16 protein-coding genes and 2 pseudogenes are annotated in these 23787 nt (G+C 72.0%); 11 read left to right on the forward strand and 7 right to left on the reverse strand.

Going from position 1 to position 23787, the window contains the following annotated elements:
• Positions 1 to 61: 61 nt before the first annotated feature.
• Complete coding sequence (locus tag QK442_RS31175) at positions 62 to 1213, reverse strand: hypothetical protein (RefSeq protein ID WP_282697456.1); 1152 nt, start codon at positions 1211 to 1213, stop codon at positions 62 to 64.
• Positions 1214 to 1588: 375 nt separating this feature from the next.
• Between QK442_RS31175 and mtrA the strand changes: the two genes are divergently transcribed.
• From mtrA to QK442_RS31210, 7 genes and pseudogenes are all read left to right on the forward strand, one after another.
• A complete protein-coding gene (mtrA, locus tag QK442_RS31180; RefSeq protein ID WP_030498730.1) occupies positions 1589 to 2266 on the forward strand; it encodes a two-component system response regulator MtrA in 678 nt (225 codons plus the stop codon).
• A 1-nt stretch (position 2267) separates the two neighbouring features.
• On the forward strand, positions 2268 to 4283 hold the full coding sequence (gene mtrB / locus QK442_RS31185) for an MtrAB system histidine kinase MtrB (RefSeq protein WP_282697457.1): 2016 nt from the start codon (positions 2268 to 2270) through the stop codon (positions 4281 to 4283).
• Between the two features lie 91 nt (positions 4284 to 4374).
• Positions 4375 to 6150, forward strand: coding sequence for an LpqB family beta-propeller domain-containing protein (locus tag QK442_RS31190; RefSeq protein ID WP_282697495.1), 1776 nt, complete (start codon positions 4375 to 4377; stop codon positions 6148 to 6150).
• A gap of 114 nt (positions 6151 to 6264) precedes the next feature.
• Positions 6265 to 7056, forward strand: coding sequence for a ComF family protein (locus tag QK442_RS31195; protein ID WP_282697458.1), 792 nt, complete (start codon positions 6265 to 6267; stop codon positions 7054 to 7056).
• A gap of 322 nt (positions 7057 to 7378) precedes the next feature.
• A complete protein-coding gene (gene raiA / locus QK442_RS31200) occupies positions 7379 to 8065 on the forward strand; it encodes a ribosome-associated translation inhibitor RaiA (protein WP_282697459.1) in 687 nt (228 codons plus the stop codon).
• 291 nt (positions 8066 to 8356) lie between these two features.
• A pseudogene (locus QK442_RS31205) lies at positions 8357 to 9034 on the forward strand (response regulator transcription factor); the annotation flags it as partial.
• A gap of 59 nt (positions 9035 to 9093) precedes the next feature.
• A pseudogene (locus tag QK442_RS31210) lies at positions 9094 to 9210 on the forward strand (LuxR C-terminal-related transcriptional regulator); the annotation flags it as partial.
• Positions 9211 to 9265: 55 nt separating this feature from the next.
• On the opposite strand, the gene QK442_RS31215 reads toward QK442_RS31210, so the two are convergent.
• Together QK442_RS31215 and QK442_RS31220 are read right to left on the reverse strand one after the other, a co-directional pair.
• A complete protein-coding gene (locus QK442_RS31215; RefSeq protein ID WP_282697461.1) occupies positions 9266 to 10456 on the reverse strand; it encodes a crosslink repair DNA glycosylase YcaQ family protein in 1191 nt (396 codons plus the stop codon).
• A 9-nt stretch (positions 10457 to 10465) separates the two neighbouring features.
• The gene (locus tag QK442_RS31220; RefSeq protein WP_282697462.1) at positions 10466 to 11104 is read right to left on the reverse strand and encodes a GNAT family N-acetyltransferase; all 639 of its coding nucleotides are present in this window, start codon (positions 11102 to 11104) and stop codon (positions 10466 to 10468) included.
• 239 nt (positions 11105 to 11343) lie between these two features.
• Here QK442_RS31220 and secA point away from each other — a divergent pair, with 239 nt between their 5' ends.
• Positions 11344 to 14145 (forward strand): preprotein translocase subunit SecA, encoded by a 2802-nt coding sequence (secA, locus tag QK442_RS31225; RefSeq protein ID WP_282697463.1) that lies wholly within the window; start codon positions 11344 to 11346, stop codon positions 14143 to 14145.
• A gap of 80 nt (positions 14146 to 14225) precedes the next feature.
• Here the strand turns inward: secA and QK442_RS31230 are convergent, their stop codons facing one another.
• Positions 14226 to 14588 carry a hypothetical protein gene (locus tag QK442_RS31230; RefSeq protein WP_282697464.1) on the reverse strand — a complete coding sequence of 121 codons (363 nt, stop codon included), beginning with the start codon at positions 14586 to 14588 and terminating at the stop codon, positions 14226 to 14228.
• Between the two features lie 27 nt (positions 14589 to 14615).
• Positions 14616 to 15074: an Rv3235 family protein gene (locus QK442_RS31235; RefSeq protein WP_282697465.1), complete on the reverse strand. Its 459-nt coding sequence runs from the start codon at positions 15072 to 15074 to the stop codon at positions 14616 to 14618.
• Positions 15075 to 15292: 218 nt separating this feature from the next.
• Between QK442_RS31235 and QK442_RS31240 the strand changes: the two genes are divergently transcribed.
• Both QK442_RS31240 and QK442_RS31245 read left to right on the forward strand, forming a co-directional pair.
• The gene (locus QK442_RS31240) at positions 15293 to 15799 is read left to right on the forward strand and encodes a hypothetical protein (RefSeq protein ID WP_282697466.1); all 507 of its coding nucleotides are present in this window, start codon (positions 15293 to 15295) and stop codon (positions 15797 to 15799) included.
• Positions 15800 to 15820: 21 nt separating this feature from the next.
• Positions 15821 to 16480, forward strand: a complete 660-nt coding sequence (locus QK442_RS31245; protein ID WP_282697467.1) for an HAD family hydrolase — start codon at positions 15821 to 15823, stop codon at positions 16478 to 16480.
• A gap of 43 nt (positions 16481 to 16523) precedes the next feature.
• Here the strand turns inward: QK442_RS31245 and QK442_RS31250 are convergent, their stop codons facing one another.
• Entirely contained in the window at positions 16524 to 17078 is a 555-nt protein-coding gene (locus QK442_RS31250) for a DJ-1/PfpI family protein (protein WP_282697468.1), read from the reverse strand.
• 424 nt (positions 17079 to 17502) lie between these two features.
• Here QK442_RS31250 and QK442_RS31255 point away from each other — a divergent pair, with 424 nt between their 5' ends.
• On the forward strand, positions 17503 to 22461 hold the full coding sequence (locus tag QK442_RS31255; protein WP_282697469.1) for an NAD-glutamate dehydrogenase: 4959 nt from the start codon (positions 17503 to 17505) through the stop codon (positions 22459 to 22461).
• Between the two features lie 55 nt (positions 22462 to 22516).
• Here QK442_RS31255 and QK442_RS31260 read toward each other — a convergent pair whose 3' ends face one another.
• Positions 22517 to 23653: a glycosyltransferase 87 family protein gene (locus QK442_RS31260; RefSeq protein WP_282697496.1), complete on the reverse strand. Its 1137-nt coding sequence runs from the start codon at positions 23651 to 23653 to the stop codon at positions 22517 to 22519.
• Positions 23654 to 23787 lie beyond the last annotated feature (134 nt).

Raw genomic sequence — 23787 nt, forward strand, 5'->3', positions numbered from 1 at the left:
TGGGCCCGTTTTTGCTTACGGGTGGCCCCGGGGTTCCGCTGGAACCCCGGGGTGTACCGCTTCAGTTGTCGATGGAGCCGGCGGCCTTGATGAGTTCCAGGTCCAGGGCTTCCCGGCGGATGCGCTGGTCCACGTACAGGAGGACCGCGACACCGGCCGTGACCGGGTAGGCGAGGGCGCTGCCGATGACTCCGCTGATGCCCATGACGATCAGATAGGTCCAGCTGAACTCGAAGCCGGAGGTGGTCAGTTCACCGAGGTCGATGCCGCCGACGCCGGCGGCGATCGGGGTGAACGGGATCGCCAGGAGCACCATGAAGAGCATGACGAGGAGCTGGGTCAGCATGGTGATGCCGAAGATCCGCCACCAGGAGCCGTCGACCAGCTTCGCCGAGCGCTTCAGCGCGGGGATGATGCCCTGGCGTTCCAGCATGAGGGCCGGGGAGGCCAGGCTGAAGCGGATCAGCAGCCAGATGATGACGAGGACGGCGGTCGTTCCGCCGAGGACGGCGAGGGCCGCGCCTCCGGCGCCGCCGAGGAGCAGGCCCGGGAGCATGGCCACGAAGGCGAGGAGTCCGGCGCCCAGCGGCAGGGCCAGGGAGAGGACGAGGAGCTGGGGCAGCCGGGGGGCCGCCTCCCGCCATGCCTCGGAGAGAGTGACCGAGCGGCCGAGGACGGCCCGGCCGACCACGATCGTCAGCAGGGCGCTGACGAAGACCGAGGCGGCCACGGAGAGCAGCATGCTCGCCGCCTGCTCGGTGAGGGAGGCCCGGAGGTACGAGGAGAGGGCCTCCAGCTGTTCGGCCGGGGGTGCGTCCGCGTGCAGGGGCGGTGATGCCACGGAGAGGTGGCGCTGGACGAGGACGAGGGCGGCCTGGGTCACGACGGCCACGGGGACCGTGACGGCCAGAACCGTCCGCCAGTGCCGTCCGAGGGTCGCCAGGGAGGCGCCGAGGATCTCACCGACGCCCAGGGGGCGGAGGGGGATCACACCCGGCTTCGGGGCCTGCGGGGGGCCGTAGCCGCCCCAGCCCCGCTGAGGGGGAAGGTTTCCCCAGCCGTGGCCGGGGGGCGGGGGAGGCGGGGTCGGGCCGCCCGGGGGCGGGGACCACTGTCCGGCGGGCGGCTGGTCCTTCGCCCACTGGGGAGCGGAGCCGTCCTGGCCGTCGGAAGGGGCGGATCCGGGCGAGTTCCAGCCCGGAGTGTCGTTCACGGTCGTCCACCTCGGAGGTTCGGGTCGCGGTGCCGGTCGGCGAACCGGCTCGGTCACGGCGGCCGTCCAGGAGCGGGCGGCGAGCCGGCTGCCATCGTGTCATGGGGGCCTCGCGGCGGACCGGGCGGAACGGCGCCGACGGAGGGGGCGGCAGGGGACGCGTACCGGGGGCGCGGTATGTCTCCGGGCATGGGCGTTCGGGCCGGGACGGGGTACGGTGCAGGGCGACCGCGGGGGGCCGGGGGTGGCATCCATGTCTGGCATCGGCACCCACAGAAACCAGCTGTTCACGGCGGGCGACAGGGCGTCGCCGCAGATCGGTGAGGTATCTCACCAGCCGCCTTGGGACCGATACGGAAATGGGATGATGTCGATATGAAGGGACGCGTTCTCGTCGTCGACGACGACACCGCACTGGCCGAGATGCTCGGGATCGTGCTCAAGGGTGAAGGGTTCGAGCCGTCGTTCGTCGCGGACGGCGACAAGGCTCTCGCCGCATTCCGGGAGGCCAAGCCGGACCTGGTGCTGCTCGACCTGATGCTGCCCGGACGGGACGGCATCGAGGTGTGCCGGCTCATCAGGGCCGAGTCTGGTGTGCCCATCGTGATGCTGACGGCCAAGAGCGACACCGTCGACGTCGTCGTGGGCCTGGAGTCCGGGGCCGACGACTACATCGTCAAGCCGTTCAAGCCGAAGGAGCTCGTCGCCCGCATCCGGGCGCGGCTGCGGCGCTCCGAGGAGCCCGCGCCGGAGCAGCTCACCATCGGTGACCTGGTCATCGACGTGGCCGGGCACTCCGTGAAGCGGGACGGGCAGTCCATCGCCCTGACGCCGCTCGAGTTCGACCTGCTGGTCGCGCTCGCACGCAAGCCGTGGCAGGTGTTCACCCGTGAGGTGCTCCTGGAGCAGGTCTGGGGCTACCGGCACGCGGCCGACACCCGGCTGGTGAACGTGCACGTCCAGCGGCTGCGCTCGAAGGTCGAGAAGGACCCGGAGCGGCCGGAGATCGTGGTGACCGTCCGCGGCGTCGGTTACAAGGCGGGACCGAGCTGATATGAGCATGGGCAGTGCTGCTCCGGAGTCCCGGGACCCCGGGGGCCGTACGGGGCGGGCTGCCGGACCGGGGCGGGGGGGCTCGCGTTCCGGCCGCCTGACGCGTGGCGGACGGCTCCTCCAGGACCGGGCGCCGGGCGGGCGGATCTTCCGGATCGTCGCCCGACTGGTGCGACGGCCGCTGCTGCCCGCCGTACGGCTGTGGCGGCGCAACATCCAGCTGCGGGTCGTCGCGGGCACCCTCCTGATGTCCCTCGGCGTCGTCCTGCTCCTCGGCCTGGTCGTCATCGGGCAGGTCCGCAACGGTCTGCTCGACACCAAGGAGAAGGCCGCCCAGATCCAGGCCGCGGGCGGTTTCTCCGCCGCGCAGGACCGGGCGGCGACCACGCCGTCCGGGCCCGGGCAGGACGGCGGGCGTGCCGGTTCCTCGGTGAACTGGCGCTCCACGCTCGTCGAGCAGCTGGCCAGCGGCGGACAGAACGCCTTCAACGTGGTGGCGCTCTCCCTGGACGCCGGCGACACCGCGAGCCGGGGCGCCCGCGCCTCCGGCGAGGTCGACCCCGTGCGGTCCGTGCCCGTCGCCCTGCGGCACTCGGTCGCGTACGGCAACGGCACCTTCCAGAAGTTCGGGCGCATCCACTACACCAGCGACAAGCCGTCCGAGCCGGGGCTCGTCATCGGCAAGCGGCTCAACGACACCGAGGGCAAGCAGTACGAGCTGTACTACCTCTTCCCGCTGAGCCAGGAGGCGGACTCGCTCGCCCTGGTCAAGGGCACCCTGGCGACCGCCGGGCTGTTCCTGGTGGTGCTGCTCGGGGCGATCTCCTGGTTCGTGGTGCGGCAGGTCGTCACGCCGGTGCGGATGGCCGCGGGGGTGGCCGAGCGGCTGGCGGCCAGCGGGCTCCAGGAGCGGATGAAGGTCACCGGCGAGGACGACATCGCGCGCCTCGGCGAGGCCTTCAACAAGATGGCGCAGAACCTCCAGCTCAAGATCCAGCAGTTGGAGGAGCTGTCGCGGATGCAGCGGCGGTTCGTCTCGGACGTCTCGCACGAGCTGCGGACGCCGCTGACCACCGTCCGGATGGCGGCCGACGTCATCCACGAGGCCCGCGTCGACTTCGATCCCGTCACCGCGCGCTCCGCGGAACTCCTCGGCGACCAGCTCGACCGCTTCGAGTCGCTGCTCTCCGACCTCCTGGAGATCAGCCGCTTCGACGCGGGCGCCGCCGCCCTGGAGGCCGAGCCGATCGACCTGCGGCAGGTGGTGCGCCGGGTCATAGGCGGCGCCGAGCCGCTGGCCGAACGGAAGGGCACCCGCATCGTCGTCGTCGGCGACGAGCAGCCCGTGGTGGCCGAGGCGGACGCCCGCCGGGTCGAGCGCGTGCTGCGGAACCTGGTGGTCAACGCGGTCGAGCACGGCGAGGGCCGGGACGTCGTGGTGAAGCTGGCCGCGGCCGGCGGGGCCGTCGCCGTCGCCGTACGCGACTACGGCGTCGGTCTGAAGCCGGGCGAGGCGACCCGGGTCTTCAACCGGTTCTGGCGGGCCGACCCGGCACGCGCGCGTACCACCGGAGGAACGGGCCTCGGCCTGTCGATCGCGGTGGAGGACGCGCGGCTGCACGGCGGCTGGCTCCAGGCCTGGGGCGAGCCCGGTGGCGGTTCGCAGTTCCGGCTCACGCTGCCGCGCACGGCCGACGAGCCGCTGCGGGGCTCGCCGATACCGTTGGAGCCCGAGGACTCCCGGCGCAACCGGGAGCAGGCCGCCGTGGGGCGGGCGCAGGACACCGGCCGGACCACTGCGGGGGTGCCGGTCCAGCCGGCGGGGGAGCGGCCTCCGCTGCCCCCCGTGGGGCTGCGGATACCGGGGCCGCCGCGTACGGCCGTCGACGTCGACCCGGCGGCGCTGCCCGGCAACGGCGCCCGGGTGGTGGCCCGTACGGCGTCGGAGACGGAGGCCGGGCAGGGCACGGACGCGGTGGGGAACACGGAGCGGGAGGACGGCACAGGTGAGCGCTGACGTGCGGCGGGCACGGGCGGGGCGGGGACACGGCGGACGGGCGCTGGTGCTCGCCGCCTGCGGTGGACTCCTGGCGACGGGCTGCGCCACGATGCCCGACAGCGGCGACGTGCAGGCGGTACGCGGGGCCAACCCCGGCGACGCGCAGGTGCGGGTCTACGCGGTCGCCCCCCGGGAGAACGCGAACCCGCACGAGATCGTCGACGGCTTCCTGGAGGCCATGACCAGTGACGACCCCGGTTTCGCGACCGCCCGCAAGTACCTGACCCGGCAGGCCGCCAAGAACTGGAAGCCGGAGCAGAGCATCACCGTGCTCGCCACCGCGCCCGACCGCGAGCAGGCCGACCGCGACGCGGACCCCGAGAACCAGGGCCGTTCCATCCCGATCACCGGCCGGAAGATCGCGACCGTGGACGCCCGGCACGCGTACCGGCCGAGCAGCCCGGCGAAGTACGCGCAGACGATCCACGTCGTGGAGGAGACGGTCGCCGACGGCAAGGACAAGGAGTGGCGGATCGACGCCCTGCCGCCCGGTCTGGTGCTGGGCGAGGCCGACTTCCTGCGGAACTACCGGTCGGTGAACACGTACTACTTCGCCTCCGGTGAGAACTGGCTGGTCGCCGACCCGGTCTACATCCGGCAGCGACAGGACCCGGTCACCCGCATGGACCCGGTGACCCAGACCGTCAAGGCGCTCCTGGAGGGGCCGACGAACTGGCTGCGGCCGGCCGTCGACTCGCCCTTCCCGACCGGTGTGGGGCTGAAGAAGGACGTCACCTCGCTGCCCACGGACGACCAGTCCACGCTGCGGGTACCGCTGGACGTGAAGGGCGACCGGTTCGGCGGCGAGGTGTGCCGGCGGATGGCGGCGCAGATGCTCGTCACCCTCGGCGACCTGCCCTCGGTCCAGATCGACCAGGTGGAGCTCCAGGACGTCGACAACAAGGCGGTGTGCCGGCTCGGGGCCGGGCAGGCGGCGGAGTTCCGGGCGGTCCGGGAGACGGGGCAGGAGGAGACCCCGTACTTCGTCGACGGCCAGGGCCGGATGACGGCGCTCGTCCCCGGCGGGAAGGACGGCGTCCAGCCGACGAAGGAGGTGCCGGGACCGCTGGGCAAGGGCACGGTGCCGCTGGGTTCGGTCGCCGTGGCCAGGGGCGGGACCCGGGCGGCCGCCGTCTCCAAGGACGGCAGCACCCTGTACGTCTCCTCGATCACCACCGAGCAGGAGGATCTGCCGGCGGTGCTCAAGAGCAAGGCGGGGCCCACGGTGGCGCCGGAGAACCGGCTCTCGCAGCCCAGCTGGGACGGGCGGGGCGACCTGTGGGTCGCCGACCGGGCTCCGGGGCACCAGCGCCTCGTGGTGGTCCCCGACGGCACCGGCGAGTGGATCGAGGTCCGCACGCCGTGGCTGACGGAGGGCACCCGGGTCGAGTCGCTGCGGGTCTCGGCGGACGGGGTGCGGATCGCGCTCCTGATCACCCGGGACGGGCGGACCACCCTCCAGATCGGGCGGATCGAGCGGCAGGACGGTGCCGACGCACAGGTCGTGTCCGTGGAGGGCCTCCAGGCGGCCGCGCCGCGCATGGAGTCGGTCCTGGCCGTCTCCTGGGCGGGGCCGAGCCGGCTGGTCGTGGTCGGCCGGGAAGCCGGCGGCGTGCAGCAGATCCGCTACCTCCAGACCGACGGCTCCACCTCCGCGAGCTCGGTCCTGCCGGGCCTGAACGAGGTCAACGCGGTGGCCGCGCCGCACAAGGAGACCGAGCCGCTGATCGCGGCCTCCGGCAACGACGGCATCGTGCGGCTGTTGCCGGGGGCGAACTGGCAGCCGCTGGTGAAGGCCGGGACCGCGCCGGTCTATCCCGGGTAAGGCGGCTTTCCGCGCGTAAGGGCCTCCCCCTGGCCGGGGAGGCCCTTACGCGTTGTCCACAGGGTGTTGTCCACAGGGGTGGCGGGGGCTCTCGGCGGCGGCCACAGTGGAGGTGTGCGGGGCTGGTGGCGGGAGATGTCCGGGCTGGTGCTGCCCGCCGCCTGTGAGGGCTGCGGGGAGCCTCGGACGGGGCTGTGCGCGCGGTGCGCGGGTGCGCTGGCCGGTGGTGCGGCGGGGGGCGTGCGGGTGCGGCCCGTGCCGGAGCCGCCGGGGCTGCCGGTGGTGCGGGCGGCCGTGCCGTACGAAGGGGCGGTACGGGCGCTGCTGATCGCGCACAAGGAGCGCGGGGCGCTGGGGCTCGCGGGGGCGTTCGGCGGGGCGCTCGCGGGGGTCGTGGAGGCCGCAGGGGCGGGTGCGGGTGCGGGTGCGGGCGCCGGTGCGGGGCGCCCGCTGCTCCTGGTGCCGGTGCCGTCCTCGCGGCGCTCGGTGCGGGCACGGGGGCACGATCCGATGCGGCGGGTGGCGCTGGCCGCGGCGGCGCGGCTGCGGCGGGCGGGGAGGCCGGCCCGGGTGGTGCCGGTGCTGCGGCAGCGGCGGGCCGTGGCGGACCAGGCGGGTCTCGGGGCGCGCGGGCGGCGGGCCAACCTGGCCGGGGCGCTGGAGGTGGTGCCGGGTGGCGGGCGTCTCCTGGCGGCCGGACGGGTGGTCCTCGTGGACGACCTGATGACCACCGGGGCGACGCTCGCGGAGGCGGCGCGCGCCCTCGGAGCCGTACACCCTCCGTTCACCTCCGGGGCGGCGGGGAGGCCCGGAGGCGATTCCGCGCAGCATGAATTCGAACAGCGGGTGGCGGCTGTAATCGCATCCTCTCCCGCCTCGTTCGAAATAAACCGGAACTCGCCATGAACTTGCATCGTTGCAGGTGGTGAGAGGTGAAAGCATCCGAATGGAGGTAAGTCGCGGTAGCGGGTGCCGACACCCGTCCGAAGGGGCTATGTTCGGTTGTGAGGAACGGTGAATGCCCGCCCTCGACCGCATACATGGTTGCGCCTACAGGACAGGAGTTCAGGGCGAATTAACCTCCCGTCGACGGGGTGGCGATCTTGTCGACTGGGGAGGAGGAGGTCGAAGTCGCCAAGTCCGAGCTCCGGTGAGACCGCCGGGGCTGGTGCAAAGGGAATGCCCGCCGGCCTAGGAGCCGTCGGGCGATCCGGGAACGGAGTTCTGCGTGGACATCGTCGTCAAGGGCCGCAAGACCGAGGTGCCCGAGCGGTTCCGCAAGCACGTGGCCGAGAAGCTGAAGCTGGAGAAGATCCAGAAGCTCGACGGCAAGGTGATCAGCCTCGACGTCGAGGTGTCCAAGGAGCACAACCCGCGGCAGGCCGACCGGTCCGACCGCGTGGAGATCACCCTCCACTCCCGAGGCCCGGTCATCCGGGCGGAAGCGTCGGCCGGCGACCCGTACGCGGCCCTCGACCTGGCCAGTGACAAGCTGGAGGCGCGGCTCCGCAAGCAGCACGACAAGCGTTTCACCCGACGGGGCACGGGACGGCTCTCCGCGGCGGAGGTCGCCGACGTCGTGCCCGGTGTCGCCCAGCTGAACGGCCAGGGCAAGCTCGTCGCCGACGAGACCGGCGGCGAGGTGACCACCACGATGATGGGGTCGATCGAGGTACAGGGCGAAGGCCCGCTGGTGGTCCGCGAGAAGACGCACCGGGCCGCCCCCATGGGGCTCGATCAGGCCCTCTACGAGATGGAACTGGTCGGCCACGACTTCTATCTCTTCGTCGACGCCGAGACCAAGCAGCCGAGCGTCGTCTACCGGCGCCACGCCTACGACTACGGCGTCATCCACCTGGAGAACGACCCGCTCGCCGAGAACAGCGGCGGAGCGGGCGGCGCGCTCGGCGGCTGACCCGTCGAACGGCCGATCGGTCGACCCGCCTCCGGTGCCCCTGGAGCGCTCCCCGCGCCCCCCAGGGGCACCCCTGTGCGCCCCTGCGGCCACCCCGCCGGTGCCGGGGCATGAAATCATGGCGTGCACGCCAACCGGTGCTTCCCGGGCAGTGGTTGGAGGACCGGAAACGAATTCAGGCCACGGCCTTCAGGGGGAGGAACGATGGCAGACAGCTTCGGCCCGGTACTCAGCGGGCACGAGCGCGGTGCGCTCGCGCATGAGGGTGCTCCGGAAGAAACGGAATCGGCCAGCGGGGCCTCTCGCAAGGAGCCGATCCGGGTCCTGGTGGTGGACGACCACGCCCTCTTCCGCCGCGGCCTCGAGATCGTCCTCGCCCAGGAGGAGGACATCCAGGTCGTCGGCGAGGCCGGGGACGGGGCGGAGGCGGTCGACAAGGCGGCGGACCTGCTGCCCGACATCGTCCTGATGGACGTGCGGATGCCCCGGCGCGGCGGCATCGAGGCGTGCACCTCCATCAAGGAGGTCGCCCCCAGCGCGAAGATCATCATGCTGACGATCAGCGACGAGGAGGCGGACCTCTACGACGCCATCAAGGCGGGGGCGACCGGCTACCTCCTCAAGGAGATCTCCACCGACGAGGTGGCGACCGCGATCCGCGCCGTCGCCGACGGCCAGTCCCAGATCAGCCCCTCCATGGCCTCCAAGCTCCTCACCGAGTTCAAGTCGATGATCCAGCGCACCGACGAGCGCCGCCTCGTCCCCGCGCCCCGGCTCACCGACCGCGAACTGGAGGTCCTCAAGCTCGTCGCCACCGGCATGAACAACCGCGACATCGCCAAGGAGCTCTTCATCTCCGAGAACACCGTGAAGAACCACGTGCGGAACATCCTGGAGAAGCTGCAGCTGCACTCCCGGATGGAGGCCGTGGTGTACGCGATGCGGGAGAAGATCCTGGAGATCCGCTGAGGCTCGGCAGCCGGGCCTGGCTGCTGGGGGTCCGGGGGTCGCCCCCCGGGAGATGCAGTATCTCCGAGAACACCGTGAAGAACCACGTGCGGAACATCCTGGAGAAGCTGCAGCTGCACTCCCGGATGGAGGCCGTGGTGTACGCGATGCGGGAGAAGATCCTGGAGATCCGTTAGGCCCCCGGGCCCAGGGCCCTGACGGGGTCTACGCGTCCAGGGCCCGTACGGGGGCCTATGCGTCCAGGGCCCTGGTCAGGAGCGGGGCCAGTTCCGGAGTGGTGACGCGCTCGACGCGCACCGACTCGCAGCCGACCCACTCGGCGGCCTCGCGGAGGGCCTGGGCGACGGCCGGGACGGCCTTCGGGCCGTCGAGGGAGATCTGCTTGGCGACCAGGGTGCGGCCCTCACGGGCCGGATCCACCCGGCCGACCAGGCGGCCGCCGGCGAGGACCGGCATCGCGAAGTAGCCGTGCACCCGCTTCGGCTTCGGCACGTACGCCTCCAGACGGTGGGTGAAGCCGAAGATCCGCTCCGTCCGCGCCCGCTCCCAGATCAGCGAGTCGAAGGGGGAGAGAAGCGTCGTGCGGTGCCGGCCGCGCGGCTCCGAGGCCAGCGCGGCCGGGTCCGCCCAGGCCGGCTTCCCCCAGCCCTCCACCGTCACCGGCACGAGCCCCGAGTCCGCCACCACCGCGTCGAACTGCTCGCCCTTCAGCCGGTGGTAGTCGGCGATGTCCGCGCGGGTGCCGACGCCCAGCGCCTCGCCCGCCTGCCGGACCAGGCGCCGCACGCACTCGGCGTCGTCCAGGTCGTCGTGGAGCAGCGCCTCGGGGATCGCGCGCTCCGCCAGGTCGTACACCCGCTTCCAGCCGCGCCGCTCGGTGACCACGACCTCGCCGTACATCAGCGCCCGCTCGACCGCGATCTTCGTGTCGGACCAGTCCCACCACTCGCCCTTGTTCTTGGCGCCGCCGAGCTCCGTCGCCGTGCGCGGGCCCTCGGCCCGCAGCTGGTCGATCACCTTGGCGTAGGAGCCGTCCGACAGCTCGTGGTACCAGTGCGGGCGGGCGCGGTAGGCGCGGCGGCGGAAGGCGAAGAGCGGCCACTCCTCGACCGGCAGGATGCAGGCGGCGTGCGACCAGTACTCGAAGGCGTGACCGTCGGACCAGTACGCCTCCTCCACCGCGGAGCGGCCGACCGCGCCCAGGCGCGCGTACGGGATGAGCTCGTGCGAGCGGGCCAGGACCGAGATGGTGTCCAGCTGCACCTGGCCGAGGTGACGGAGTACGCCCCGCACCCCGGCCCGCCGGTCCGGGGCCCCGAGGAAGCCCTGGGCGCGCAGGGCGATCCGGCGGGCCTCGGCGGCGGAGAGCGCGGCGACGGTCTTGGGGACGGATTTCTGGGCGGGCATCGGCACGGTCGTCATGCGGAAACCCTAGGCCCCGGGACTGACAGTGCCGGGGTCCTCCGGGGAGGCCGCCCGGGGGTCGACCGGCGCCGGCGCCTCCCGGGGCGGCAGGTACGGCACGGGGCTCGGCAGGCCGAAGTCGGAGGGGAGCAGCGAGCCGACCCAGGCGTCCCGGAGCGTGCCGCTGTGGACCAGGCCCGCCCGCTGGACGCCCTCCACGGTGAAGCCGACCCGCTCGGCGACCGCGCGGGAGCCGGTGTTGCCGATCTCGGCCCGCCAGGTCAGCCGTACGCAGCCGAGGCCGGTGAAGGCCCAGTGGGCGACCGCCCGTACCACCTCCGTCATATAGCCCCGGCCCCGCTTCTCGGGGGCCAGCCAGAAGCCGACCTCCCAGACGCCGGGGCCCCGGTTGTGCAGGCCGGTGGCGGCGAACAGGGGGCCGCCGTCCAGCGGTTCGACGGCGAAGGCGTAGTCGGAGTCGTCCCGCCAGCCCTGCGGGACGAGCTGGTTCACGAAGAGGGCGGCGGCCTCGCGCGGGTACGGATCCGGCATGGTCGTCCAGCGGCGGATGGCGGGGTCCTGGCAGTGCGCGTACACGATGTCCTCGTCCTCGGGGACGAAGGCGCGGAGCCGGAGGCGCTCGGTGGTGAGGGTGATGGGATCCATGCCCGGATTGTGAGGACGGCGCGGGACGGACGCGAACACTTTTCGGAAGCCGCGGCACCTTCCGACCGTCTCGGACGTTCTCTTTCCGGGCGTACGTGCGGTGGCGGCCCTGCGGGCCTCCCTCCCCGAGGGTGGTCTCGCTTACGATGGCCGTTGCGGTGGGGACCACCTGCCGTGCCCGCGCTCGTGTCCCTGAACAAGACCCAGTGCAGGCCCGACCGGCAAGGAGACCAGCCTCAGTGTCCGTCTTCAACAAGCTCATGCGTGCAGGCGAAGGCAAGATCCTGCGCAAACTGCACCGCATCGCGGACCAGGTCAACTCCATCGAAGAGGACTTCGTCAGCCTCTCCGACGCCGACCTGCGGGCGCTCACGGACGAGTACAAGCAGCGGTACGCCGACGGCGAGAGCCTCGACGACCTGCTCCCGGAGGCCTTCGCGACCGTCCGCGAGGCCGCCAAGCGCGTCCTCGGCCAGCGCCACTACGACGTTCAGATCATGGGCGGCGCCGCGCTGCACCTCGGCTACGTCGCCGAGATGAAGACCGGTGAGGGCAAGACCCTCGTCGGCACCCTCCCGGCGTACCTGAACGCGCTCTCCGGCAAGGGCGTGCACCTGATCACGGTCAACGACTACCTGGCCGAGCGCGACTCCGAGCTCATGGGCCGGGTCCACAAGTTCCTGGGTCTGACCGTCGGCTGCATCCTCGCCAACATGACCCCGGCGCAGCGCCGCGAGCAGTACAACTGCGACATCACCTACGGCACGAACAACGAGTTCGGCTTCGACTACCTGCGCGACAACATGGCCTGGTCGAAGGACGAGCTCGTCCAGCGCGGCCACAACTACGCGTGCGTCGACGAGGTCGACTCCATCCTCGTCGACGAGGCCCGTACGCCGCTGATCATCTCCGGCCCCGCCGACCAGGCCACCAAGTGGTACGGCGACTTCGCCAAGCTCGTCACCCGCCTCACCAGGGGCGAGCCCGGCAACCAGCTGAAGGGCATCGAGGAGACCGGCGACTACGAGGTCGACGAGAAGAAGCGCACGGTCGGCATCCACGAGTCCGGCGTCGCCAAGGTCGAGGACTGGCTCGGCATCGACAACCTCTACGAGTCGGTCAACACCCCGCTCGTCGGCTACCTGAACAACGCCATCAAGGCGAAGGAACTGTTCAAGAAGGACAAGGACTACGTCGTCATCGACGGCGAGGTCATGATCGTCGACGAGCACACCGGCCGTATCCTCGCCGGCCGCCGCTACAACGAGGGCATGCACCAGGCCATCGAGGCCAAGGAGGGCGTGCCGATCAAGGACGAGAACCAGACCCTCGCCACGATCACCCTCCAGAACTTCTTCCGCCTCTACGACAAGCTCTCCGGCATGACCGGTACGGCCATGACCGAGGCGGCCGAGTTCCACCAGATCTACAAGCTCGGCGTCGTCCCGATCCCGACGAACAAGCCGATGCAGCGCAAGGACCAGTCCGACCTCATCTACCGGACCGAGGTCGCCAAGTTCGCCGCCGTCGTCGACGACATCGTCGAGAAGCACGAGAAGGGCCAGCCGGTCCTCGTCGGCACCACCTCCGTCGAGAAGTCCGAGTACCTCTCGCAGCAGCTCTCCAAGCGCGGCGTCCCGCACGAGGTGCTGAACGCCAAGCACCACGAGCGCGAGGCCAGCATCGTCGCCCAGGCCGGCCGCCGCGGCGCCGTCACCGTCGCCACCAACATGGCCGGCCGCGGTACCGACATCAAGCTCGGCGGCAACCCGGACGACCTCGCCGAGGCCGAGCTGCGCCAGGCGGGCCTGGACCCGGTCGAGCACGTCGAGGAGTGGGCCGCGGCCCTCCCCGCCGCCCTGGAGCGCGCCGAGAAGGCCGTGAAGGCGGAGTTCGAGGAGGTCAAGGAGCTCGGCGGGCTTTACGTGCTCGGCACCGAGCGCCACGAGTCGCGCCGCATCGACAACCAGCTGCGCGGTCGTTCCGGCCGTCAGGGCGACCCCGGCGAGTCCCGCTTCTACCTGTCGCTCGGCGACGACCTGATGCGCCTCTTCAAGGCGCAGATGGTCGAGCGCGTCATGGCCATGGCCAACGTGCCGGACGACGTGCCGATCGAGAACAAGATGGTCACCCGGGCCATCGCCTCCGCCCAGTCGCAGGTCGAGACGCAGAACTTCGAGACGCGCAAGAACGTCCTGAAGTACGACGAGGTGCTCAACCGGCAGCGCGAGGTCATCTACGGCGAGCGCCGCCGCGTCCTGGAGGGCGAGGACCTGCACGAGCAGATCCGCCACTTCATGGACGACACCATCGACGACTACATCCGCCAGGAGACCGCCGAGGGCTTCGCGGAGGAGTGGGACCTCGACCGGCTGTGGGGCGCCTTCAAGCAGCTCTACCCGGTGAAGGTCACCGTCGAGGAGCTGGAGGAGGCGGCGGGCGACCGCGCGGGCATCACCGCCGAGTTCATCGCCGAGTCCATCAAGGACGACATCCACGCCCAGTACGAGGCGCGCGAGGCGCAGCTCGGCTCGGAGGTCATGCGCGAGCTGGAGCGCCGGGTCGTACTCTCGGTCCTCGACCGCAAGTGGCGCGAGCACCTCTACGAGATGGACTACCTCCAGGAGGGCATCGGCCTGCGCGCCATGGCGCAGAAGGACCCGCTGGTCGAGTACCAGCGCGAGGGCTTCGACATGTTCACCGCGATGATGGAGGGCATCAAGGAGGAGTCCGTCGGCTACCTGTTCAACCTGGAGGTCCAGGTCGAGCAGCAGGTCGAGGAGGTCCCGGTGCAGGCCGGCGCCCCGTCCCTGGACAAGGGCGAGCCGGCGGCGGTCGGCGGCCGCCCGGAGATCCGCGCCAAGGGCCTCGACGCGCCGCAGCGCCCGGACCGGCTGCACTTCTCCGCGCCGACCGTGGACGGCGACGGCGGTGTCGTCGAGGGCGACTTCGCGAACGGCGACGAGTCCGGCGCCGGCATGACCCGCGCGGAGCGCCGCAAGGCGCAGAAGAACGCGGGCGGACGCCGCCGCAAGAAGTGACCTCGGCCGTGTGACGAAGGGCCCGCCGGAGACGATCCGGCGGGCCCTTCGTGTCGTGTGCGGTCGGTCGGAGGAGCGGCCTACGGTCGCAGCGGCTCCTCGTGGCTCGCGCCCCGTCCCGCCGTCCGTCCGCCGCGGCGCTCCTTCCACCAGAACGCCCCCGAGATCAGGACCGAGGCGAGCAGGAGCGGTGTGGAGATCCAGAGCATCGCGGCCGAGGGCCACTCCCACCCCTCGCCGGCCATCCGGCCCATCGCCTCGGCGGCGAGGAACAGGCCGGCCAGCGCGTAGTCGACACCCCAGAGGCGGACCACCCACACGGGGCCGTGCACCGGTGCCGGAGGCCCGGGCGACCGGAGCATGCGCGTCGCCCCGAGCCACAGGCACGCCGGGCCCACGACCACCACCACAAACATGTTCGCGAACGTGTCCAGTGACACCATCCGCCCCCCTTCGATCTTGTCGGTCGGTCACGGGCCATCGTACGAGTGAGCGGAGGTGAGGGGCCCCAGGCCGTCCAGCTCCACGGCCGCGCAGCGCCAGCGGTCGTCGGGGCCGCGTTCCAGGCGGAACGCGAGGGCGCGGACGCGGGGTCCGGCGGCGAGGGACGCGAAGACCTCCAGGGCGGTGCCGTCGGTGCCGCCCGGCTGGGCGGCACAGCGCCGCAGGGCGGGGCGCGGGCCGAAGGACCGGTGCCGGGGGGCGTTCGGCGCGAGCCTGACCAGCTGTTCGTACGCCTCCCCGGAGGCCAGGCCCAGCATCGAGTGCACCGGCCGCTCCCCGCTGAGCACCGCGAGCAGCAGCTCGGCGAAGGCGGTGTGCACGGGGAGGATCCGGCGGGAGGGGGCGGCGGCCCGGCCGGCGGCCGCGGCCGGCCGGGGGTGGGGGATGCGGCGTCCGAGGCGGGCGGCGGGGGCGTGGTGGGGCATGGGGATCCCTTCGGAGGGTGACCGTGCGGTACCAGTCGGTAACTTTCCGTGGGGGATCTTGTACGGGGTCGGCGGAGGTGGACGCAAGGGGCCGGAAGGCCGGGTGGACACGCTGGGTGATTCACCTATCAGGGGGACGCGGGGGTACGGGCGGGCCTCCCCGGGCCCCGGGGGCGGACGTATCCTGAGGGCGTCTCCGACTACGAAAGCGGCCAGCCATGCGCGTGTACGTCCCTCTGACCCTTCCCGGTCTCGCACAGGCGCACAAGGCGGGGGAGCTGGGGCCCGGGCCGCTGACCGCCTACGCCGTCACGCCCGCGCTGCGCGAGTGGTACGTCTCCGACGACATCGAGGAGCTCGAGTACGCGGCGCTCAGCCGGGCCGCCGCCGCCTCGCTGCGGCTCGTCGCGGGCGACCCCGAGGCGCCGCGGCGCCGGGTGGTCGTCGCGGTCGACGTCGCCGACAGGGACGCCGTCGCGGACCCGGACCGCGGGCTCGACGCCGGCGCGATCGGCGAGGTGCGGATCGCCGGGGCCGTACCCCTGGCCAAGGCCGCCGCCGTGCACGCCGACGCGGACGACGCCGAGACGGACGTCGCCGCGGCCGCCGCCGCGCTCGGCGCCGCCGACCAGGGCGACGACGACGCCCAGTTCGTCGTGGACGGCGCCGAGGACCACGAGCTGCTCTGGTTCGGAGTGCAGGAGATCCCCTCCCTGCTCGGCTGAGGCGGCCGGTACCGTCGTCCCATGGGGAAGCGCAAAGGGAAGCATCTGGTCTGGGACTGGAACGGAACCCTGCTCGACGACATCGCCGCCGTCATCGGCGCCACCAACGCCGCCTTCGCGGAGCTCGGCCTCGAACCGCTCACGCTCGAGCGGTACCGCGAGCTGTACACCGTCCCGGTGCCGAAGTTCTACGAGCGGCTGATGGGCCGGCTGCCCACTGACGCCGAGTGGACCCTGATGGACGGGGTCTTCCACCGGCACTACGGGGCGCGGGCGGAGAACTGCGGGCTGACCGCGGGCGCCGCCGAGCTGCTGGCAGCCCGGCAGGCCGCCGGGGCCACCCAGTCGCTGCTCTCGCTGGCTCCCCACGCCGATCTGCTGCCGCTGGTGCGGCGGCACGGGATCGCCGAGCGGTTCGTCCGGGTCGACGGCAGGACCGACCGGTCCACGGACGGCAAGTCCGCGCACATGGTGCGCCACCTCGCGGCGCTGGCCGTCTCCGCCGAGCGGGTCGTCGTCATCGGCGACGCCGCCGACGAAGCGGTGGCGGCGTCGCACGTCGGCGCGAAGGCCGTGCTCTTCACCGGCGGCTCGCACAGCAGGCGCTCCCTGGAGCGGGTCGGCGTGCCGGTGGTCGACTCCCTGGAGGAGGCCGTCGCCGTCGCGGAGGAGCTGACCTGAGCCGTACGGGGTGGTCCGTGCGGACCGCCCCTCCGGTTCCTCCTCAGCCCTTCGCGCGCAGCACCTTCAGGAACTCGCGCATCCACGTCGGGTGGTCCGGCCAGGCGCGGGAGGAGACGAGGAGGCCGTCCACGACCGCCGCCGAGTCCTGGAAGTCCGCGCCCGCCGCCTGCATGTCCGGTTCGAGGGCCGGGTACGCCGTCACCCGGCGGCCTTCCAGGCCGCCGACCGACGCCGTGAGCAGCGGGCCGTGGCAGATCTGCGCCACCGGCTTGTCCGCGTCGAAGAACGCCTTGAGGATCTTCCGGAGCTCCGGGTCGTTGCGGAGGTACTCCGGGGCGCGGCCGCCGGGGAGCACCACCGCCGCGTAGGCGCCCGGGTCGACCTCCGAGAAGGCGAGGTCGGCGGGCCAGGTGTAGCCGGGCTTCTCCGTGTACGTGTCGTAACCGGGTTCGAAGTCGTGGACCACGAACCGGAGCTGCTTGCGCGCCGGAGCCGCGATGTCGACCTCGTACCCCTCTTCGAGCAGACGCTGGTACGGGTACAACACCTCCAGGGACTCCGCCGCGTCCCCTGTCACGATCAAGATCTTCGCCATGACTCTCCCGATTCAGAGCTGGTCGGTCCTTCGTCGTGCCCGCGGTCCACGCTGCACCGTTCCGCGCGATCCGCCAAGGGGACATGTGTCGCTGTCCAGAACGTCAAACTTCCCCCCTCGCTTTTGTACACATACGGCTCATGACGGGGCAGGGGGCTTGAGCGATAGGCTTTTCCCGTGATCAGCGCGATACGCCGCGGGGGCAGTGCGGCCCCCGGCTGCCGCCCGGTCCGCTCACGCGGCCGGGCCGACGGTGCGTTCGCCGATCCTCTCCGTCCGGAAGCGGCGCCCACCGTGGCCGATATCGCACCGGGCATCTCTCATCCGGGCATAACGTCTCCTTCGACCGGAATCACCGCGTCGTGGCGTTGTGCCCTTTCTTCCACCGACGTCACGCAACGGCGCGCGACAGGAGTCAGAGGACATGCAGACCAAGCTGGACGAAGCAAAGGCCGAGCTGCTCGAGAGGGCCGCCCGCGTAGCTGAGCACAGCCCGGTCGGGGGGCGACTTCCGACGGGTCCGGAGGGCGAGCGCCCTGACGGGGACACCGTGCTCGACTACCTCCAGCGCTACTACCTGCACACCGCCCCCGAGGACCTCGCCGACCGTGACCCGGAGGACGTCTTCGGCGCCGCGCTCTCCCACTACCGGCTCGCGGAGAACCGTCCCCAGGGCACCGCGAACGTCCGCGTGCAGACCCCGACGGTCGAGGAGAACGGCTGGACCAGCAGCCACTCCGTCGTCGAGGTCGTCACCGACGACATGCCGTTCCTCGTCGACTCCGTCACCAACGAGCTGTCCCGCCAGGGCCGCGGCATCCACGTCGTGATCCACCCGCAGGTCCTCGTCCGCCGTGACATCACCGGCAGGCTCATCGAGGTCCTGTCCACCCAGATCCACGGCGAGCTGCCGCACGACGCGCTCGCCGAGTCCTGGATCCACGTCGAGATCGACCGCGAGACCGACAAGGCCGACCTCAAGCAGATCACCTCCGACCTGCTCCGCGTCCTCTCCGACGTCCGCGAGGCCGTCGAGGACTGGGAGAAGATGCGCGACGCCGCCCTGCGCATCGCCGACGGCCTCCCCGCCGAGCCCACCGCCTCCGACCTGCGGCCCACCGAGGTCGAGGAGGCCCAGGAGCTGCTGCGCTGGCTCGCCGACGACCACTTCACCTTCCTCGGCTACCGCGAGTACGAGCTCGTGGACGGCGACGCGCTCGCCGCCCTCCCCGGCACCGGCCTCGGCATCCTGCGCTCCGACCCGCACCACACCGACAACGAGTCCGGCCACCACGCCCACCCGGTCTCCCCGTCCTTCAGCCGGCTCCCCGCCGACGCCCGCGCCAAGGCCCGCGAGCACAAGCTGCTCATCCTGACGAAGGCCAACAGCCGCGCGACCGTCCACCGCCCCTCGTACCTCGACTACGTCGGCGTGAAGAAGTTCGACGCCGACGGCAACGTCATCGGCGAGCGCCGCTTCCTCGGCCTGTTCTCCTCCGCCGCGTACACCGAGTCCGTGCGCCGAGTCCCCGTCGTCAAGCGCAAGGTCCAGGAGGTGCTGGCCGGCGCCGGCTTCTCCCCCAACAGCCACGACGGCCGCGACCTGCTCCAGATCCTGGAGACCTACCCGCGCGACGAGCTGTTCCAGACCCCGGTCGACCAGCTCCAGTCCATCGCCACCAGCGTCCTCTACCTCCAGGAGCGGCGCCGGCTGCGGCTCTACCTGCGCCAGGACGAGTACGGCCGCTACTACTCGGCCCTCGTCTACCTGCCGCGCGACCGCTACACCACCCGCGTCCGGCTGCGGATCATCGAGATCCTGAAGGAGGAGCTCGGCGGCACCAGCGTCGACTTCACCGCCTGGAACACCGAGTCGATCCTCTCCCGCCTGCACTTCGTCGTCCGCGTCGAGCCCGGCACCGTGCTCGCCAAGCTCACCGACGCCGACGTCGAGCGCATCGAGGGCCGGCTCGTCGAGGCCGCCCGCTCCTGGGCCGACGGCTTCGGCGAGGCGCTCAACGCCGAGCTGGGCGAGGAGCGCGCCGCCGAGCTGCTGCGCCGCTACGGCAACGCCTTCCCCGAGGGCTACAAGGCCGACCACTCGCCGCGCGCCGCCGTGGCCGACCTGGTCCACCTGGAGGCCCTCACCGCCAGCGGCAAGGACTTCGCGCTCTCCCTCTACGAGCCCGTCGCCGCAGGACCCGGCGAGCGCCGCTTCAAGATCTACAAGGTCGGCGACCAGATCTCCCTCTCCGCCGTCCTGCCGGTCCTCAACCGCCTCGGCGTCGAGGTCACCGACGAGCGCCCGTACGAGCTCCGCTGCGCCGACCGCACCCACGCCTGGATCTACGACTTCGGCCTGCGGATGCCCGCCTCCACCGGCAACGGCGGCGACTACGCCGGCGACGACGCCCGCGAGCGCTTCCAGGAGGCCTTCGCCGCCACCTGGACCGGCGCGGCCGAGAACGACAACTTCAACTCCCTCGTCCTCTCCGCCGGGCTCACCTGGCGCGAGGCGATGGTGCTGCGCGCCTACGCCAAGTACCTGCGCCAGGCCGGCTCGCCCTTCAGCCAGGACTACATGGAGGACACCCTCCGCAACAACGTCCACACCACCCGGCTGCTCGTCTCCCTCTTCGAGGCCCGGATGGCGCCGGAGCGGCAGCGCGCCGGCACCGAGCTCATCGACGGCATCCTGGAGGAGCTGGACGGCGCCCTCGACCAGGTCGCCAGCCTCGACGAGGACCGGATCCTGCGGTCCTTCCTCACCGTCATCAAGGCGACCCTGCGGACCAACTTCTTCCAGAAGAAGGACGGCGAGCCGCACGCGTACGTCTCCATGAAGTTCGACCCGCAGGCCATCCCCGACCTGCCGGCGCCGCGCCCCGCCTTCGAGATCTGGGTGTACTCGCCGCGCGTCGAGGGCGTCCACCTGCGCTTCGGCAAGGTCGCCCGAGGCGGCCTGCGCTGGTCCGACCGGCGCGAGGACTTCCGTACCGAGATCCTCGGCCTGGTCAAGGCGCAGATGGTGAAGAACACCGTCATCGTGCCCGTCGGCGCCAAGGGCGGCTTCGTCGCCAAGCAGCTCCCGGACCCCGCTGTGGACCGGGACGCCTGGATGGCCGAGGGCATCGCCTCGTACCGGACCTTCATCTCGGCCCTGCTCGACATCACCGACAACATGGTCGCCGGCGAGGTCGTGCCCCCGGTCGACGTGGTCCGCCACGACGAGGACGACACCTACCTCGTCGTCGCCGCCGACAAGGGCACCGCCACCTTCTCCGACATCGCCAACGGCGTCGCGGAGGACTACGGCTTCTGGCTCGGCGACGCCTTCGCCTCCGGCGGCTCCGCCGGCTACGACCACAAGGGCATGGGCATCACCGCCCGCGGCGCCTGGGAGTCCGTCAAGCGGCACTTCCGCGAGCTGGGCCACGACACCCAGACCGAGGACTTCACCGTCGTCGGCGTCGGCGACATGTCCGGCGACGTCTTCGGCAACGGCATGCTGCTCTCCGAGCACATCCGCCTCGTGGCCGCCTTCGACCACCGCCACATCTTCATCGACCCGACCCCGGACGCGGCCACCTCGTACGCCGAGCGCCGCCGCCTCTTCGAGCTGCCCCGCAGCTCCTGGGCCGACTACAAGTCGGAGCTGCTGTCCGCGGGCGGCGGCATCCACCCCCGTACCGCCAAGTCCATCCCGGTCAACGCCCACATGCGGGCCGCGCTCGGCATCGAGGACGGCGTCACCAAGCTGACCCCGGCCGAACTGATGAAGGCGATCCTCCAGGCCCCCGTGGACCTGCTGTGGAACGGCGGCATCGGCACCTACGTGAAGTCCTCCGCCGAGTCCAACGCCGACGTCGGCGACAAGGCCAACGACGCCATCCGCGTCGACGGCCAGGACGTCCGCGCCAAGGTCGTCGGCGAGGGCGGCAACCTCGGCGCCACCCAGCTCGGCCGGATCGAGTTCGCCCGCGCCGGCGGCCCCGAGCGCACCGGCGGCAAGATCAACACCGACGCCATCGACAACAGCGCCGGCGTCGACACCTCCGACCACGAGGTCAACATCAAGATCCTGCTCAACGGGCTCGTCGCCGAGGGCGACATGACCGTCAAGCAGCGCAACAAGATCCTCGCCGAGATGACCGACGAGGTCGGCCGGCTCGTCCTGCGCAACAACTACGCGCAGAACGTCGCCCTCGCCAACGCCGTCGCCCAGTCGCCCTCCCTGCTCCACGCCCACCAGCGCTTCATGCGCCGCCTGGGCCGCGAGGGCGCGCTCGACCGCCAGCTGGAGTTCCTGCCCAACGACCGGCAGATCCGTGAACTGCTCAGCAACGAGAGGGGCCTCAGCCAGCCCGAGATCGCGGTCCTCCTCGCGTACACCAAGATCACGGTGGCCGAGGAGCTGATCCGTACGGAGCTCCCCGACGACCCGTACCTGGCCGGGCTGCTCCACGCCTACTTCCCGACGCTGCTGCGCGAGAAGTTCGGCGAGGCCGTCGACCACCACGCGCTGCGCCGCGAGATCATCACCACCGTCCTGGTCAACGACACCGTCAACAGCGGCGGCTCGACCTTCCTGCACCGCCTCCGCGAGGAGACCGGCGCGTCCATGGAGGAGATCGTGCGGGCCCACACCGCGGCCCGGACCATCTTCCGGCTCGCCGAGGTCTGGGACGCCGTCGAGGCCCTCGACAACCAGGTCCCGGCCGAGGTCCAGACCCGGATGCGGCTGCACTCCCGCCGGCTCGTCGAGCGCGGCACCCGCTGGCTGCTCAACAACCGGCCGCAGCCGCTCGCGATCGGCGAGACCATCGACTTCTTCGCCGAGCGGGTCGAGCAGGTCTGGGGGCAGCTGCCGCGGCTGCTGCGCGGCTCGGACCTGGAGTGGTACCGCTCGATCCTCGACGAGCTGACCGGCTTCGGCGTCCCGGACGAGCTGGCGCTGCGCGTCGCCGGCTTCTCGTCCGCCTTCCCGATCCTCGACGTCGTCGCGACCGCCGACCGCACCGGGAAGGACCCGCTGGAGGTCGCCGAGGTCTACTACGACCTGGCCGACCGGCTGCGGATCACCGACCTGATGGACCGGATCCTCGACCTGCCGCGGTCCGACCGCTGGCAGTCCATGGCCCGCGCCTCCATCCGCGAGGACCTCTTCGCCGCCCACGCGGCGCTCACCGCCGACGTCCTGGCCGCCGGCAACGGCACCTCGACGCCCGAGGAGCGCTTCAAGGCGTGGGAAGAGGACAACGCGGCGATCCTCGGCCGGGCCCGGACGACCCTGGAGGAGATCCAGGGCTCGGACACCTTCGACCTGGCGAACCTGTCGGTCGCCATGCGGACGATGCGGACGCTGCTGCGCACGCACAGCTAGTCCTGTGGCGCGGCGCGGAGGCCCCGCCGGACGTCTTGTCCGGCGGGGCCTCGGCCTATTCCGGTACGGGAGCGACCGTGGACGTCCACAGACGGCGGGCGGCGACGGCCGCGGCGGCGAGGAGGAGGCCGTTGCGCAGCGCCATCACGGCCAGGCCGACGGGGGTGCCCACGACGACGTCGGCGTAGAGGACGGGGTACGCGAGGGAGCTGAGGGCCGCCGCGGGGAGCAGGAGCAGCGCCACCGGGCGCATCACCGTCCTCCGGGAGGTCAGGCAGACGGCGGCGAGACCGAGCAGCCAGACCAGGTACTGGGGGCTGACCACCCGGCTGGTGACGGTGAAGAGCAGGACGGCGGCGAGGGCCGCGTCGAGCGGGGTGGCCCCGGTCCAGCGGCGGGACCGCAGCCGCCACAGCACCAGCCAGAGGAGCGCGACGACGGTCAGCAGCAGGGAGAGGTGGCCGAGGGTGGAGACGTACGGGCCGACGTACTCGTACGCCCCGTAGCGGACCTCCACCGTGCCCGGCCACAGCCCGGCCGAGCGGGCGAGGGCGAGCACGGTGCCGCCGGGGGACTCGATCTGGACGCCCCGCGCGCCCTGCTGCCGCAGGAAGCCGAGCGGGCCGGAGAAGAAGAGCGCGAGCACGGCGAGGAGGGTGGCGGCGGTGACGGCGGCGGCCGTCCACGCCTCGCGGGTGGTACGGCCCCGGGGCGTGCCGATCAGGGCGAGCGCCGGCCACACCTTGACCATCGCGCCGAGCCCGGCGAGCGCGCCGCCCAGCCGGTGGGCGGCGGGGGAGCGGCCCTTGAGCACCAGCAGGGCGAGGACGGCGAGGGCGGTGGCCTGGACGTCGTACCGGGCGAGCGGCAGGTGGAGGAGGAGCGGCAGGGCGCACACCCAGTACCAGGCGCCGTGGGTGAGCCGGGAGCGGTCGGCGACGGCCAGGCCGAGGGTGATGGCGGCGTCGGCGAGCAGGGTCAGGGCGACGAACGCCTGGGTGTAGCCGAGCCAGGGCATCAGCAGCCCCGGCGCCATGATCACGAGCCCGGCGCCGGGCGGGTACTGCCAGGCCGGGTCGGCGAGCGGGAAGGCGCCGTGGGCGAACTCCCCGTACCAGTGGCGGTAGAGGAGCTGCACCTCGTGGCCGACCCCACCGATGCCGAGGCTGTCGCCGGCGAGCAGCACCAGCATGCCCACGCGGGTGACCAGCCAGACGGCGGCGAGCGCGAGGAGGGGGCCGTGCCCGACGGTGACGAAGGTGGCGGACGTGAAGGTGTCCGACTCGAAGGGCGAGCGGGTGAGGGAGGGGGGTGAGGGGGCCGTGG

Source organism: Streptomyces sp. CC208A (assembly GCF_030010625.1).
Taxonomy (GTDB): Bacteria; Actinomycetota; Actinomycetes; order Streptomycetales; family Streptomycetaceae; genus Streptomyces.